The organism is Pleurocapsa sp. PCC 7319 (assembly GCF_000332195.1).
In the GTDB taxonomy this organism is placed as follows: Bacteria; Cyanobacteriota; Cyanobacteriia; order Cyanobacteriales; family Xenococcaceae; genus Waterburya.
Genome location: NZ_KB235922.1, coordinates 275,640 through 290,486 on the forward strand (window position 1 = coordinate 275,640; position 14,847 = coordinate 290,486).

Below are 14,847 nucleotides of genomic sequence, written 5' to 3' on the forward strand. Positions count from 1 at the left end.
CCGTTATTGGGGTTATATCAAGTACGGACAATTAATTGAAATAAACAGGCTTATTGCAGACCTGAAAAACTTATTACTTGTTACTTATTACTCTCCAGAAACTAAAATCAAGTAGAAGATGCCTCAACTACTTCTAAACCAAGGGATTTTGCTCTTTGCTTGAGATTTTTGATGAGTCTTTCTTGATATTTTTGTTCATAGTAATCAGCTCCACGATCGAGATAAGATTCTTTTTTTGTCCAGAGAGTATAGAATAGACGAGCAATTTTGTGTGCTGTAGCAGTAATGGCCTTGGGTGCGCCAGCACGGGAGCGAATGCGTCGATAAAATGCGCCCAAAGCTGAATGAGAACGACTAACAGCTTGAGCTGCCAATCGAAAAGCTGTTGCAGCTCGATTGTTAACTCGACGAGTCTGAGAACTTTTAACTTTGCCCCCTGTAATCCGACAACCAGGACATAATCCGAGCCAAGAGCTGAAATGTTTAGCACTCTTAAATTTAGTCGGGTCTAATCCTACTTCACTGAGGATGGTTTGCACTGTGACTACACTTAAACCATCAATGCTGGTAAAATCTACTCCCGCAATACGATAGAGATGAGAATGTAAGTCGAACCCTGATTTGATTGAGCGACGACACTTTTTCTGGCTATTTAGGGGCGGAGTCTCTTTTGTTTGGGAGGGCAATTTACTGAGACATTGTTCGATTTGTTCCTCTAATAATCCGATTTGTTGTTGATAAAATTGATAACAAGATAATTCTTGATGCAAAATAAAAACCATTTCTGGACGATAATTACCCGTTAGGGCATCTCTAATTTGTTGTGGACTACTTTTAATTCTTCGGTGTGCTAATTTGGCTAAGGTTTGTGGATTTCTTTCCCCAGCAATAATGGCCCTCAGAATATTTAATCCTGTCACCCCTGTAAGATCGCTAATGACTTTATGCAACTGCAAATTCATCTGTGTTAAAGCTTTTTGCATTCTTTGCACATGAGTCGAACTAGCTTGAATCAAATTTTCTCGTTGTCTTAAATAGCTTCTCAGTACAGTTATTTCTCCTTCGGGGATAAAGGAAGGTGCAAGTAAGCCATAACTATGCAGTTGTTGTAACCATTGACAATCTTGGACATCGCTTTTTCTTCCTGGTACTGTTTTTACATTGTGAGCATTGACTAAACAGACTTGGAAGTTATGCTGACTTAAGATGTTAAATAAAGGTATCCATTCTACTCCCGTCGATTCGAGGGCAATACTCGTCACACCGCATTCACTTAACCAATTTGCCAGAGCTAGTAAATCTGGTGTACTACACCCAAAACAACGAACATTAGATTCTGTTGCTGCTATAGGTACACAAACCCAATGCTCTCTTGAGCCAATATCAATTCCCGCCGAGTGCGGATTGATGACTTTTATTTCTGGCTCCTGTCTTTTGCTACTTTTTTTCTGGGATTTTTGGCTTCGACCAATTGGCTTCATTTTTTGCCCTCACTCTTGATAGGGAAATGTTTTCGATGAGGAATGGTTTTCTCTTGTCATTCTCTCCAACGGGATAAGGTTTTTTCTCCTTTCACCAATTTATTTGTCCACTTTCCTCTAACCAAGCTTATTCTCGGGCGTTCGTTGCACCATTGTAACTTCGGCTTTTTTGTGATGAAAACATTTCCACGTATCATGATACTTGGTCTACCAATTTGGTTTCTCATCTTTATTTTGGGGCGCAAAGCGTCCTTCAGGAGCTTATTACTTGACCTCATTCTTAATTTAAGTATTCAACCGAACTTGATATTATTGGCGATCGCCAACCTAGTTAGTTAACAATGATTATTATACGCTTGATGTGGATTAGTAATGCTTAATTCTGAAGTATCTTGTTGATAATTTATCCTTCAAAACTATATTTATCTCTGGGGGAACTTTCCCCCTAATGGGTCACGGTATCCTTTAGGGCAAGTTTTCTAGTAGCTCTATCTACAGCATCAAATTACACTTAGTCCTAGTGACAAAATATCGACGTAAAGTGATTAACGACCAAATTCATATTCGATTAAAAGAAATTATTGAAAGCACTTGTGAAAAATGGGAATGCGAGTGTTTAGAATTTAATTCAGAGTTAGACCACGCCCACGCATGATTGGACGTGAACCCAAAAGTTGCACCAGCTAAACTAATCAATAATCTCAAGACTGTTTCGAGTAGATTGATCACAAAAGAGTTTGGAGACTATTTAGCTAAGTATTACTACAAACTTGTGTTTTGGTCGATTGGGTATGCTGTTAATTCTTGTGGTGGCGCACCACTAGAAAAGGTAAAAGAGTATATTAAAAACCAAGATCGATAAACCCTGGCTCAAAATTCACCAACGACCAAAGCATAACTTATGGTCGCAGTACTCTTTTGAGGTTTCCGATAGAGTCAGTAAATTAAAAACAGTTTCACATCAACTATCAAAATGTTTAATCTTCGTCTTTCCCTGGTACATTGGTGGTTATCTTCAGACGAGCTACGCTTACTACTTCTACATCAATTTCCAAAGTTACTCTTTCACCATTAATATTCTTTTCTCTTACCCTATCTCCAGCAATTTGCATCACGTCTAAAGCTTGATCTACGGCCGCTTGAATCACTTCTTTAGTTACTTCTTCTGGTTTGCCATCAGTAATATTAGAAACTTGATTAGCAATTTTCTGTCCTGTTTTTTCTACTGTGCCAGCGACTTGATTCACGAGCTTTTCGCCTTGCTGCGTAATATTTTCTATGTTCATTTTTTTAATAAGTTGGACAAAAAGATGATAGATTTTTTCATCACCTTCTTAATCTGACCATTAACTAAGCTTAAATTCATCAGCCATTAGATAGTGTTGGGCAAACTAATATCATGGTTATTAAAATCTTTGATCGGATATTTCGCAGGTAGATCAGCAAATCTGGCTTTATCTGTTGGTAATTCATAAGCACGAATGGTTTTTTATCCTAATTGAAGTGCAATGTTTTCTCGTTCCTGTGGTTGAGATGAGCCGATCTTAGTTAATAAGTCTGCTAATGTGTCGTCAGTGGCATCTTTGACCCCGATCTTCCATTCTGTTGCCATTTCTAAGGTTTGGCGATGTTTTTCTACCCAAGTTTCTACTGCACACAATCGATGATCCGACTGGCTCACAACATAACTTAGAAATAGGACTGACAATTGACCGTAGCTTAACCCTTTTCGATTCCCATGAGGAGTAGTTTGAGGTGATATCACCTATGTTTTGACAATACCGCGATTGGCTTTGCCAGTCCGCTCCGCGCGATCGCTACTATGGTCAAATATCTTGACGAACAAGATCTAGACGAATTTCAGCATATTTTGGCCCCAATAGCCTGAATAGCTAACTATTTATGAAGATTGACCCAACGCAAGCATCAATATCTCAATATTCTTTCTGAAATTAAAGTTATCGCTTCATCAAGTTTACTTTCTCATAATAAAATCTCTTTTTCTGATAATTAAAAAATCTAAAAGCAGCTCGTTGTTTTTATTCCTAGTTTTTATTACGAAATGAAATCAAATTAGTATAGATAACTAGCAAAATATTGATAATATTTTTTCAGTAAAAATACTTCCGATAAATGTTCTGTACGGAAGTCAAATTACGAAAACTCCTGTAAGATATCAATTTGTGTATATATTTCAAAAAACAAGTAATGTTAATACCTATATTGATACAGCATGATTGTGCGGCAACTACTTCGTGCGAGAAGAGCGTTGACTGGAAGTTTGTCAGTTTCGTAAGAACATTATAACTGTGTAGATAATTAATCAGTGGTGAATATCAGTTACCAGTATTTTAGTTCATATATACCGACATATTTGACATTTTCTCTAATGCTTCAATAACTATCCAATCAATCTAAATTATTAATTGCTCTTTAACTTCTTCAAGAAACTGTTTTTAACTTTATATTTAATAAAAGCCGTTTAGACTATTTAACAACATTTTGGTTACTTGGGAACGTTTAGGGACTATATATATATCAAATAATAAACATTGCATTATCTGACCGTAGGAGATTATCTGACCAGAGGAGATTTTTATGATTGACATCTTAATTGTAGACGACCAAAACTTTACAAGACAGGCATTACAGGCGATTTTAGAAGCAGAAGCAGATTTTGAGTTGGTGGGTAAAGCTACAAATGGTCTTGAAGCTTTTGAGCATTTGGATCAAACAAAAGTTGATATTGCGATCGTTGACTTAGAAATGCCTGAAATGGATGGCTTAACCGTAACTAAAATTCTTAGTGAGCGTTTTCCAGATATCAAAGTGATTATTCTTAGTAGTCATGATGATGAAGAGAATATTAATGCAGCCGTAGAAGCTGGAGCTAGAGGTTATTTACTCAAGAATACTTCAGCTAAAGAAATTGTTGATACTATTCGCGCTGTTCAGCGAGGATATTTTCAATTAGGACCAGGATTATTTGAAAAGCTGCTTTCTCGTCTCATTTATGATAAGGAACAAGCTGCTGAAAATTTATCTCAATTAGAGGATAAATACACTCAATCTATGATCAAAATGGAAAAAAAAATCTTATTAAGAAATGAAGCGGAACGACAAGAACTCTATCAAGAAATGGAATTACAAATAAATAATCTCAAGCAAGATTTTCGTACTGGCTTAGAAAATTTTCAGTATCAGGTAAGCAACCAGCTAGAAAGTGGTATTAAAGCAGCTAATAGTCAATTTCATGACTCTATTCCCAATACCCAGAAGATAGAGATGCAGATTGACAACCGAAATCTAGAGCAGCAGAGATACATTAATACTCTTTTTGCTGGTAGCAAACAATCAATTAAACAATTAGAACATCAAATCAACTCTATGCGCTATTTCGTGATTTTTTTGAGTATTGTTTTTGTTACTGTCAGTATGTTGCTATTGTATTAAACTACACTTGATACTAAATATAAACTGTTGATTTTAAGAAAGACAAATTTATTTGACTTAAATATATAGATCCTAATTTTAAGCTTTTTTTAGGCTACACACTAAAAGTATAATCTAAAAAAAATTTAAATAAAAAGTTTTAATCATTACTTAAAGTCTATTTCCCAGAGCAAAGTTTTAGAATTAGCCAAAGCATTTCGGTAATCACTACAAGACTAACCAAATCAAAAATTTAGATAATGTTGTCTAGCACTCGCTGATCAAGAGTGCTAGATTTACTAATTGAACTACAGTAACGGAACTAAGAATATAATCCTATGGCGAAAATCGTTTCGTTTAATGAAGAGTCAAGACGCGCATTAGAAAAGGGTGTTAATGCTCTAGCTAATGCTGTTAAAATTACTCTTGGTCCTAAGGGACGTAATGTTTTGTTAGAGAAGCAGTTTGGTGCGCCTCAAATTGTCAATGATGGAATTACCGTCGCCAAAGAAGTTGATTTAGAAGATCCTTTAGAAAATACTGGTGCGAAGTTAATCCAGGAAGTTGCCTCAAAAACTAAAGATACAGCTGGTGATGGTACAACCACTGCTACGGTTATTGCCCAAGCTTTGATTAAAGAAGGCTTGAAAAATGTAGCCGCAGGAGCTAATCCCGTCGCTCTTAGGAAAGGGTTAGATAAGGCTACTGCTTTCTTGGTTAAAGAAATAGAAACTGTAGCCCAGCCAGTAGCAGGTGAGGCGATCGCACAAGTTGCAACAGTATCTTCTGGTAATGACGAAGAAGTCGGTAATATGATTGCCGAAGCAATGAATAAAGTTACTAAAGATGGCGTTATTACCGTAGAAGAATCCAAATCTTTGGCTACAGAATTAGATGTGGTCGAGGGGATGCAGATTGACCGCGGTTTTATTTCTCCTTATTTTGTTACCGATCAGGAAAGACAGATCGTTGAATTTGACAACGCAGCAATCCTAATTACGGATAAAAAAATTAGTGCGATCGCTGATTTAGTTCCAGTTTTAGAGAAAGTTGCTCGCGACAGCAAACCTTTATTAATTATTGCCGAAGATCTCGAAGGCGAAGCCCTTGCTACCTTAGTAGTAAATAAAGCTAGAGGGGTACTTAATGCAGCTGCGATTAAGGCTCCAGGGTTTGGCGATCGCCGCAAACAGATGCTCCAAGACATTGCAGTTTTAACTAGTGGTCAGGTAATTTCTGAAGAAGTAGGTCTAAGTTTGGATAGTGTAGACTTAGATATGTTGGGCTCGGCTGAAAAGATCACCATTGACAAAGAAAATACTACTATTGTCTCTGGTTCTGGCAACAGTGGTGATATTGCTAAACGAGTTGAGCAGTTACGTAAACAGTTAGCGGAAACTGATTCTGAATACGATTCCGAAAAACTGCAAGAGCGAATTGCCAAACTGGCAGGTGGAGTGGCTGTAATCAAAGTTGGAGCAGCCACAGAGACAGAACTTAAAGACCGTAAATTACGTATTGAAGACGCTCTTAATGCCACTAAAGCAGCAGTAGACGAAGGTATTGTTCCAGGTGGCGGTACAACTTTGATCCATCTTGCCAAAAATTTAGCTGATTTTAGAACTCAGCTTTCAGATGAAGAACAAGTAGCAGCCGATATCTTTGCTAAAGCTTTAGAAGCACCTTTATGTCAACTAGCTAATAATGCTGGAGTTGAAGGTTCTGTAATTGTTGAAAAAGTCAGAGACACTGAATTCAACGTTGGTTACAATGCTTTAACTGATGAATTTGGCGACATGATTGCAGCAGGTATTATTGACCCTGCTAAAGTAGTTCGCTCTGCTGTACAGAATGCTGCATCAATTGCTGGCATGGTTTTAACTACCGAAGCCTTAGTAGTAGAGAAACCCGAACCCGAAGCTGCTGCACCTGGTGGTATGCCTGGTGGCATGGGCGGCATGGGTGGCATGGGCGGTATGGGCGGCATGGGTGGCATGGGTGGCATGGGCATGATGTAGTCCATTCTCCCTTACTTATTGCTTATCTGCTTAAACATGGTGCAAGCAAAAATTTAAATGTAAGTAACTCAAACTTTGAGGTAAGTCTTAATTATAGATTTGCCTCATTTTTTTGATTAATACTAGATTTCAAAAATCCAATATTCGGCAATAATTTTTGGTTAATTAATTTCCTTCTTAATATCTGTAAGAGAGATAAAAATAATTCTATTCGTTGTTTAATCGAACAAGCTTATCAAAAAGTTAATTAAGTTTTCATTGATTTTATGAATAGAAATGTAAGTCCTTTATTTCTATTTCTGATTTAGCCGATAATTTATTCAAACAAGAAGAAAAAATTGCCGGACAATAACTATGAGTATTTTCAATCAAATTCTGAGTGCGATCGATAACCCTGAGAGAGAGGCTAGTTCTAATCAACTCGGCAACATACTTGATACTGTACAACAGGTGAGCGGAAGCTATCAAGCTAATCCTGATGCGGTACAGTCGGCAATGTCCATAGTTGGCAATTATACCAAGTCTGCATTACAACAACAGCGTGCTCAGGGTGGTACTGCCCAAGTTAATCAACTAGTTAATCAATTTGGTGGTACTCGGGCTAACTCGCAAATTTTATCAGCTTTATTTAGTAATTCTCAGATACGAGAGATGATGCAACAGATTAATCGTCGTACTGGTTTAAATACACAAACAATCCAAGCTATCCTACCTATTTTAGTCCCTTTAGTCCTAAATCTGCTTAAAACTGGTAATAAACAAGGTAACTTGCGGGATAATAATCCAGTTGTTAATAGTTTTTTAGACTCCGATGGTGATGGTGATGTCGATTTAACTGATGCGATGAATATGGCATATCGTTATCTTGGCAGATAAAAGACCTCCTCTGCTTACTCATTACTCATTACTTCAGCCCGAAGGGCTTGGTCAAACTACGGTTATTATGCGATCGCTTGTCAAATGGCGATCGCTCTTTTTAAAAATCTAATCATCATCAAAAAAACCTGACTAGATTTCTAGCCAAGCTTAAGTTGATAATTATTCTTCATCTTATTAAAGGTAATTATTATATTTAATCACCATAAAAATATCCTCTCACTATCAAAGGATACAAATGAGAGGGTTATTAAAATCAGTTCAATTAAAATTATTTAAGATTATTTATTCTTCGATATCTGTATCTGTATCTAGTGCTTCAGGAGATACAGAGTTGGCTGATACGGTAGCATCTTCGTTAAGCTTTTCTTTGACAAGTTTTTCGACTTCTGCCGCCATCTCTGGGTTTTCTAGTAGATAGTTAATTGTATTGTCTCGACCCTGACCAATATTATCGCCCTTATAGCTATACCAGGCACCCTTGCGGACAACTATATCTGCATCCTCTGCTAAATCTAGTAGACAGCCTATGTTAGAGATTCCTTGACCAAAAATAATATCAAATTCGGCAATACGGAAAGGAGGTGCCACTTTGTTTTTGGCCACTTTGACTTTAGCTCGAATACCATACATACCTTCATTTCCTTTTTTTAAGGTCTGTATACGACGGATATCTAAGCGGACTGAGCTATAGAATTTGAGTGCATTTCCACCAGTAGTTACTTCCGGATTCCCATAGCTAATACCAATTTTTTGTCGTAGCTGATTGAGAAAAATTACTGTCGCCCCAGATTTTCCAATGTTACCGGCAATCTTTCTCAGAGCTTTACTCATGAGGCGGGCTTGTAATCCTACTTGATTATCTCCCATTTCCCCCTCAATCTCGGCACGGGGAGTTAATGCGGCTACCGAGTCTACTACCACCAATTCTACTGCTGCCGATCGCACTAGCTGATCGACAATTTCTAACCCTGATTCCCCGTTGTCCGGCTGGGCTACTAACAGGTTCTCAATGTCTACTCCTAAAGCTGCTGAATAGGTGGGATCTAAGGCATGTTCGGCATCGACAAAAGCAGCTACTCCTCCTGTTTTCTGGGTTTCGGCGATCGCGTGTAGAGCAAGAGTAGTTTTACCAGAACTTTCTGGACCGTAGATCTCAATAATTCTACCTTTGGGCAACCCTCCTCCCAAAGCGACATCCAGAGTTAATGCACCACTGGGAATTGTTTCTACTTTCATTTGGGCAGCATCTCCAAGGCGCATAATTGCACCTTTACCAAAGTTGCGCTCAATCTGTTTTAAAACTAAATTTAGGGCTTTATCTTTATCGGAATTGCTAGAAGTATTTACGCGAGTTGCCATGAATGCCTCAATCAATAGAGTGAAAAATAGTTGGGAAAAATTGCTGAGAAGTTATCAAAAAGCTATGAGCTATTAGCTGTTAGCTTTAAAGTTTACCTAGGTAAACGGCTTTTAGCCGATAGCTACGGCGAAGCCATTTGTTGGTTAAGATTTTAGACTTGGAATTCAGTCTGTTTAACTCATAGTTTGACCGATAGTTAAGCTGATATTAACGATCTGGAAACTAATTGCCATGATAATGTTGTGCTGATGATATCTATCATATTTTCTCATTGGTTGACAAAAAAATCAACATAAAAGTCAATACTAACCTTAAGACTAACTAATAAAAACAAATTTGATAAAGATTAATAAAGTTGAGCGAGCTGAATTTAGTTTTCTTAATAATCATCGCTTTTTTCGGGGGGAGTGAATGATTACTTTTAGTCACGAATCCTTCGTCTCTCGATCATTCAACTTAAAAAAGTCAACAACGTTTTCCAAGTCTCTAGCCTTGATTCTAGTTTGTTCTAATGATGTGACAGTGCGATCGCTTAAACGATGAAGATGACTGACAGTTTTGTCAAGCTCCTCTTTGTAGATATTGATTTGCTTAGTAATTTGCACCTGACCACTAGTACTGTTAACCAAAGAGAGGAGCTGCTGTTGAGCTTTTCTGGTGGTTTTAGCAATTTGGTGCAAATTGTTATTGGCCTGAACTATGAGATGGTTTTCCTGCTCCAACCGATTTTCACTGGCTTCATAATTACGTAAAACTTCAGAAATTTCGTTATCAATACCAAGAATTACATTTTCTAATTCTTTTGTAGCGGCAATCGACTCTTGAATGGATTCGATTTCTCGTTGCAGCCCAAATGCAGATTCATCTATTTTGGGAATCCGTTTACTTAATTTACTCGCTAAGAGACTAGCTCGTAAATTAATCTTTCTAATAGCAGCAATCACTCGAGTCATTTTCTGAGAGGCACTACTGAGGTTCTTAATCTTGTCACTATTGTCCCGCAAAGTATTTCCCAGGTAGTACACATAGTTGCTTGCCTGATGAAAATTTCCTTTTTCTAATTCAATATCTGTTACGACAGAGTTCACTGTCTCGGAAGTTAATTTTACCTGAGACGAAACTTCTTGTATCGAGTTGACGATTTGGTCCATAAAAGCAAAAATCAAGACCAGTTGGTTAGCTTGGTATCCTAATTGATCTTTTAAATCAGCTAAATCTTTTTGATTCATTCCCAATTCACTGTTGATTTGCTTGCTAGGAACTTTAATTTGGGCAATAGTTTGACGTATATTATTGAGAATAGTTGCAAAACATTGAGTAACATCAATGGCCAGAAAATCTTCACTCGATAGATTGACAGTCAGATCTCCCTGAGCCATCTCATCCAAACAACTCAATACTTGAGTAATATCCTTCTCGATGTCAGCTTTTTGAGAATACTCTACTTGATGGTCAAAATAACCTCTCAATACCATTGCCAATTGATAGGCTATTTGCTGAAAATAATCGATATCTGATTGCTCCCAAACTCTAGTATCAAAACATTGATGGGCAATCAATAAACCAATTAGTCTTTCCGATTCACGAGTTGGTTGTCCATCTAGAATTACTGGGAGTACTAAGCTAGCTTTAACAGCATATGGTTCTAGCATTTGTAGATGACATTCAGTTAAACTAGCCTGATGAATATCTGCTACGGCTCGAATTCTACCGCGCTGATATTTTCTGACATATTCTTGTGCAAAACAGGGATCGTCAAACTGTACACCCAAAGTACGAGGAAATTCTCGGGCTACAGATTCAGCAATTACTCTTCCCGTCCAATGTTGATCGAACTGATAAAAAATAACCCGGTCAGCTTTAATCAGGCGACGAACTTCTGCCAAAAATAGACTAAATGGTAGTTGTAATTCTCTCGTGGTACGTGCTTGAGACATCTTAGCCATAAGTTCAGCGGTTCTGGCGATAGTTTTTTGACGCTGCATGGTGATGTCTAGCTGCTCTGCCATTTCATTAATCTGCTCCCCCAACAAAGCTAGTTCATCTTGGCTATCTAGTTTGATTCTGGTGTCAAGTTGTCCCTGACTCAGCAGACTTACAGCCGAAGTAAGTTTGGATAAAGGTTGAATTATACGATTAGCCAAAAAGCCAGCGATTGAACCGACCAGTAAAACCGTACCGATAGTACCGATTCCAAAAATCCATCGCAGCGGTTTTAAAGGTGCAAAAGCAATCTCTGAATCTAAGGAGATCGCTGTCCCTAAATTCAATTCAGGGTTGATGGCACCAACTTCGACAGGTACATAATTAACTAACTGTTCCTGATTGGAAACCTCAGGACTATTCGCCTTAACAGTAATCATTTGTTTGGCTTCATGGGCAGCTCGCAGTTGGGGATAGTAGTTGCCCAGAGGTTGATTAACCAGATTTTCGATGGCACTGGCAAAAAATGTCTTTTTCGTATTGATTAGATGCCAATCTTCATCTTTGGTAACGTACTTACTGAATATAGGGGTAATCCGATCGCTAGGTATTCTAAAGCGTATTACGCCCATTACTTGACCCGTCCAAGCATTTTTGACAGGAACAGCAAACTCCATTCTTAATTCTCCCGTGTATGGGGATATACCCACTTCGTTCATTGTCGTGTGTTTGCTGGCAATCGCTGTTTGGAAATATTGCTGACTGCTATAGTTTTGGCGCAGGGGTCGTTCAGATTGACTCTGAAATCTGGGATTTCCTTGAAGATCTAAATAGACAATGCTGTCATAAAAACCTGTCTGGTCTTGAAAAGCGTTTAAGGCTGACTTTTTTTGGTTAACAGTAACCACTTCCATGACATTGGGATTACTAAATATCGGACTTTCCGCTAATGTTTCTGCTTCATTAACACGGCTTTTAATATATTCCTCAAACATCTCAGCCAGATGATGAGTACGCTCTAACTGTGTCTGACTAATCTGACGAGTGACATGACTTTCTGTAACTTTGTAAGCAATTGCTCCTAATACCGCCACAGGAATTACACTAAGGGCGATCGCTGATAACACCACTTTGCCTCTTAAACTAAATTTGGGAGATTTTTTAATCGGTGGCTTGGGGGGCGGAGAGGATGAGGATGCCGGAGGAAGCTTTTTGGGCTTTTTTACAGCTTGAACAACTGTTTGGAATGGATTAGATGAGTTGTTAAAAGTCAAAAATGAATTTTGATCGGTCATTAATTTACACAATTTTTAATAATAATTCCAGAAACCAAAGTAAAGAGTCGATCTTGTATAGATTGTTGGAAATTATGGGAGCTATCTAGTACTTTATTGAATTTTCACTTATGTTATCTGAATTACTCAAAATAATAAAATGACAACAATTTATTCATAAAAAGGCTTCGCCCCAGCTATAAGCCATAAGCTCCAAGCTCTAAGCTTTTTGATAAATTTAATGCGCCTATTTTGAGTATTTAAGTAAGATAAATTGTCTTACCCAAAGATGAAGACTCTTGAGCAGCACTGGCTACTCGCAGAGCATACAGACTTGCTTGAGGTTGTATATAAAGTGGTTGCTCATCAAACAAATAATCTAAAACCATGGCTGTGTCTTTAGCAAACAAGCCGCGACGTGGAGTAACAGGGATTTCTATTTGATTTTGCTCTGTAATCAAAGTTCCTTTTTCGCCAATAAATAAAATTTTTCCTTTTTCTCCATAAACTTCCAAGGTACGATGACTTTGCCAAAAAATATCTCCTTTGCCATAGGTAACTTCTGCCACAATATCGTTACTGAAGTTCAATTGCGCGTTACAAAGACAAGCGGTAAAGTAATCTGAATCAGCTCCATGCCAATAACGATTTTGACAGGTAACTGTATCCACAGTGCCAAATAAATCTGTTAGGCGATGGATACGAGATAAAGCGGCTGCTAGAGGAAAACCAAACATAGCTCGATGGTATTTCCAACTGCATTTTACGGGATGCTGAGAACTGATAGTAGCGTAACGTGCATAAAATACTTTGCCTATTTTTGGTAAATAATGCTTAATAGCTTGATGCAAACCACCAATAATTTCCATATGTTCTACATGAAGTAATTTTTGCTGTGCTGCTGCCAACTCGATTATTTCTGTAGCAACTTTTAAATCAAGAGCCAAAGGATATTCCACGACAACGTGTTTTCCCGCTAAAATAGCAGCCTTGGCGATCGCACCACAGTCGCGATTAATGGTACAGACAAATACTAAATCTAATTCCGGTAAATTAACCAGTCTGCTCCAAGAATCTACTGCCGCCACTGCAAAAGTTTGACAGAATTGCTGCATTTTCTCAGGGGTATTTCCGGTAACAACCAATAACTCGGTACGTGCATCAGATTTGAGAGCTTCTGCTCTTTTGGTTGCGGCATACCCCGTACCAACTATTCCAACTTTAAGCGGGGAAACTGCTTTGATAGACATATTGCTGTTACTAGACCAATTACAAAGTAGATGCGTTATTTTCTACTCTAAGAACAAATCATCAATCATAGATATAACTATAATTAATAGTTATTTTTCAAGAAAAATGAGAATCTTTTTAAATAGTTCTGTTACCAAAAAAATCTTGCTATTTGGACGTTTGAGCTGGCAACCTGGTTTTGACTACTCAAGTTCTTTACCTCAAGTTAATACATAAGTAAAACTTATTTTACGATAAATTACAAATCTCATTACTAATGCACGATCAATAATTTGTATTTTTCCCTTAGTATCAAACATAATGCTTGTTTATTAGGGAAATAGACTTGTTCAACTTAAAGGAATAAATTGAATTTTCCGACTAAACGGCAATTGACATATCAACCTGTAGAAGAGGAAAACAGACATGGCTACTTATAACGTTACTCTTAAAATGCCTGACGGCGAGCAAACTATTGAAGTACCCGATGATGAGTACATTCTTGACGTTGCTGAAGAACAAGGTCTAGACCTACCTTATTCTTGTCGTGCAGGTGCTTGCTCTACTTGCGCTGGCAAAATTGAATCTGGCACTATAGATCAATCCGATCAGTCTTTTCTTGATGACGATCAAATCGAAGCGGGATATGTTCTTACTTGTGTTGCTTATCCTAGCTCTGATTGCACTATTACTACCCACCAAGAGGAAGAGCTTTACTAAGCAAGAATTCAAACTCTTAGAAAGAGACGTTCTGAATTTTAGAGCGTCTCTTTTTTTATGTTTTTTAAATTTCTCCTATGTTTCTGTGGTTCTGTCTTGCGCATTTTTCAATTTTTTTTGTGCTAATTGTTTGACTTCTTTTTCCAAAAAGAAATTGAGAAATGTTCGGATGGCTGTAATAGCAGCTAATTTACCCACTGCATCCCAACTTGGCGATACTGCCGTTGCCGCAATATCAGCAGCTAGTAAAAATTCCAAGGACAATGCTAAGGCTGTACCTAAATCTAATCTGACTTGATTAAGTTTTTTTTCTCGATTTTTTCTACCGTTATGAAAAAGTAACTTCTGAACAGCTTTAATAATTGCTAAAGCTAGGATCAATAGGGCAATACTTTCAATAACTATTTTCAAAAGTATTGCTGTCGGTAATAATATACCTTCTGCTAAGTGATTAAAGTCCACAATAGGGTTGGCGCTCTCAGCTTCTGTTACAGTTGCTATTGCCAGATCTGAAAAAGACATACAAAACA

At 37.7% G+C, this 14,847-nt stretch carries 12 protein-coding genes and 1 pseudogene; 6 read left to right on the forward strand and 7 right to left on the reverse strand.

What is annotated here, in order from left to right; translation table 11 throughout:
- Positions 1–107: 107 nt before the first annotated feature.
- Complete coding sequence (locus PLEUR7319_RS0105370) at positions 108–1,481, reverse strand: IS110 family transposase (RefSeq protein ID WP_019503253.1); 1,374 nt, start codon at positions 1,479–1,481, stop codon at positions 108–110.
- Between the two features lie 499 nt (positions 1,482–1,980).
- Here PLEUR7319_RS0105370 and tnpA point away from each other — a divergent pair.
- A pseudogene (gene tnpA, locus PLEUR7319_RS43415) lies at positions 1,981–2,343 on the forward strand (IS200/IS605 family transposase).
- A gap of 115 nt (positions 2,344–2,458) precedes the next feature.
- On the opposite strand, the gene PLEUR7319_RS0105385 reads toward tnpA, so the two are convergent.
- Both PLEUR7319_RS0105385 and PLEUR7319_RS0105390 read right to left on the reverse strand, forming a co-directional pair.
- Positions 2,459–2,767 (reverse strand): hypothetical protein, encoded by a 309-nt coding sequence (locus tag PLEUR7319_RS0105385; RefSeq protein WP_019504179.1) that lies wholly within the window; start codon positions 2,765–2,767, stop codon positions 2,459–2,461.
- Positions 2,768–2,970: 203 nt separating this feature from the next.
- Positions 2,971–3,162, reverse strand: a complete 192-nt coding sequence (locus tag PLEUR7319_RS0105390; RefSeq protein ID WP_237743521.1) for a hypothetical protein — start codon at positions 3,160–3,162, stop codon at positions 2,971–2,973.
- Between the two features lie 917 nt (positions 3,163–4,079).
- On the opposite strand from PLEUR7319_RS0105390, the gene PLEUR7319_RS0105395 reads away from it, so the two are divergent.
- The 4 genes from PLEUR7319_RS0105395 (at position 4,080) to PLEUR7319_RS43065 (ending at position 7,919) form a co-directional block, all read left to right on the forward strand.
- Positions 4,080–4,934, forward strand: coding sequence for a response regulator transcription factor (locus PLEUR7319_RS0105395; protein WP_019504181.1), 855 nt, complete (start codon positions 4,080–4,082; stop codon positions 4,932–4,934).
- A 317-nt stretch (positions 4,935–5,251) separates the two neighbouring features.
- Positions 5,252–6,931: a chaperonin GroEL gene (gene groL, locus PLEUR7319_RS0105400; RefSeq protein ID WP_019504182.1), complete on the forward strand. Its 1,680-nt coding sequence runs from the start codon at positions 5,252–5,254 to the stop codon at positions 6,929–6,931.
- A 354-nt stretch (positions 6,932–7,285) separates the two neighbouring features.
- A complete protein-coding gene (locus PLEUR7319_RS0105405) occupies positions 7,286–7,807 on the forward strand; it encodes a DUF937 domain-containing protein (RefSeq protein ID WP_019504183.1) in 522 nt (173 codons plus the stop codon).
- A complete protein-coding gene (locus PLEUR7319_RS43065) occupies positions 7,797–7,919 on the forward strand; it encodes a hypothetical protein (protein WP_256380625.1) in 123 nt (40 codons plus the stop codon). Before PLEUR7319_RS0105405 ends, PLEUR7319_RS43065 begins: the two co-directional genes overlap by 11 nt.
- Positions 7,920–8,092: 173 nt before the next feature.
- On the opposite strand, the gene recA is transcribed toward PLEUR7319_RS43065, so the two are convergent.
- From recA to PLEUR7319_RS0105420, 3 genes are all read right to left on the reverse strand, one after another.
- Positions 8,093–9,169, reverse strand: coding sequence for a recombinase RecA (gene recA / locus PLEUR7319_RS0105410; RefSeq protein WP_019504184.1), 1,077 nt, complete (start codon positions 9,167–9,169; stop codon positions 8,093–8,095).
- Positions 9,170–9,595: 426 nt separating this feature from the next.
- On the reverse strand, positions 9,596–12,388 hold the full coding sequence (locus PLEUR7319_RS0105415; RefSeq protein WP_019504185.1) for a GAF domain-containing protein: 2,793 nt from the start codon (positions 12,386–12,388) through the stop codon (positions 9,596–9,598).
- Positions 12,389–12,627: 239 nt separating this feature from the next.
- Positions 12,628–13,617, reverse strand: coding sequence for a Gfo/Idh/MocA family protein (locus PLEUR7319_RS0105420; protein ID WP_019504186.1), 990 nt, complete (start codon positions 13,615–13,617; stop codon positions 12,628–12,630).
- A 406-nt stretch (positions 13,618–14,023) separates the two neighbouring features.
- Between PLEUR7319_RS0105420 and PLEUR7319_RS0105430 the strand changes: the two genes are divergently transcribed.
- Positions 14,024–14,317, forward strand: a complete 294-nt coding sequence (locus PLEUR7319_RS0105430; protein ID WP_019504188.1) for a ferredoxin — start codon at positions 14,024–14,026, stop codon at positions 14,315–14,317.
- A 75-nt stretch (positions 14,318–14,392) separates the two neighbouring features.
- Here PLEUR7319_RS0105430 and PLEUR7319_RS0105435 read toward each other — a convergent pair whose 3' ends face one another.
- Positions 14,393–14,839 carry a DUF1622 domain-containing protein gene (locus tag PLEUR7319_RS0105435; protein ID WP_019504189.1) on the reverse strand — a complete coding sequence of 149 codons (447 nt, stop codon included), beginning with the start codon at positions 14,837–14,839 and terminating at the stop codon, positions 14,393–14,395.
- Positions 14,840–14,847: the final 8 nt, after the last annotated feature.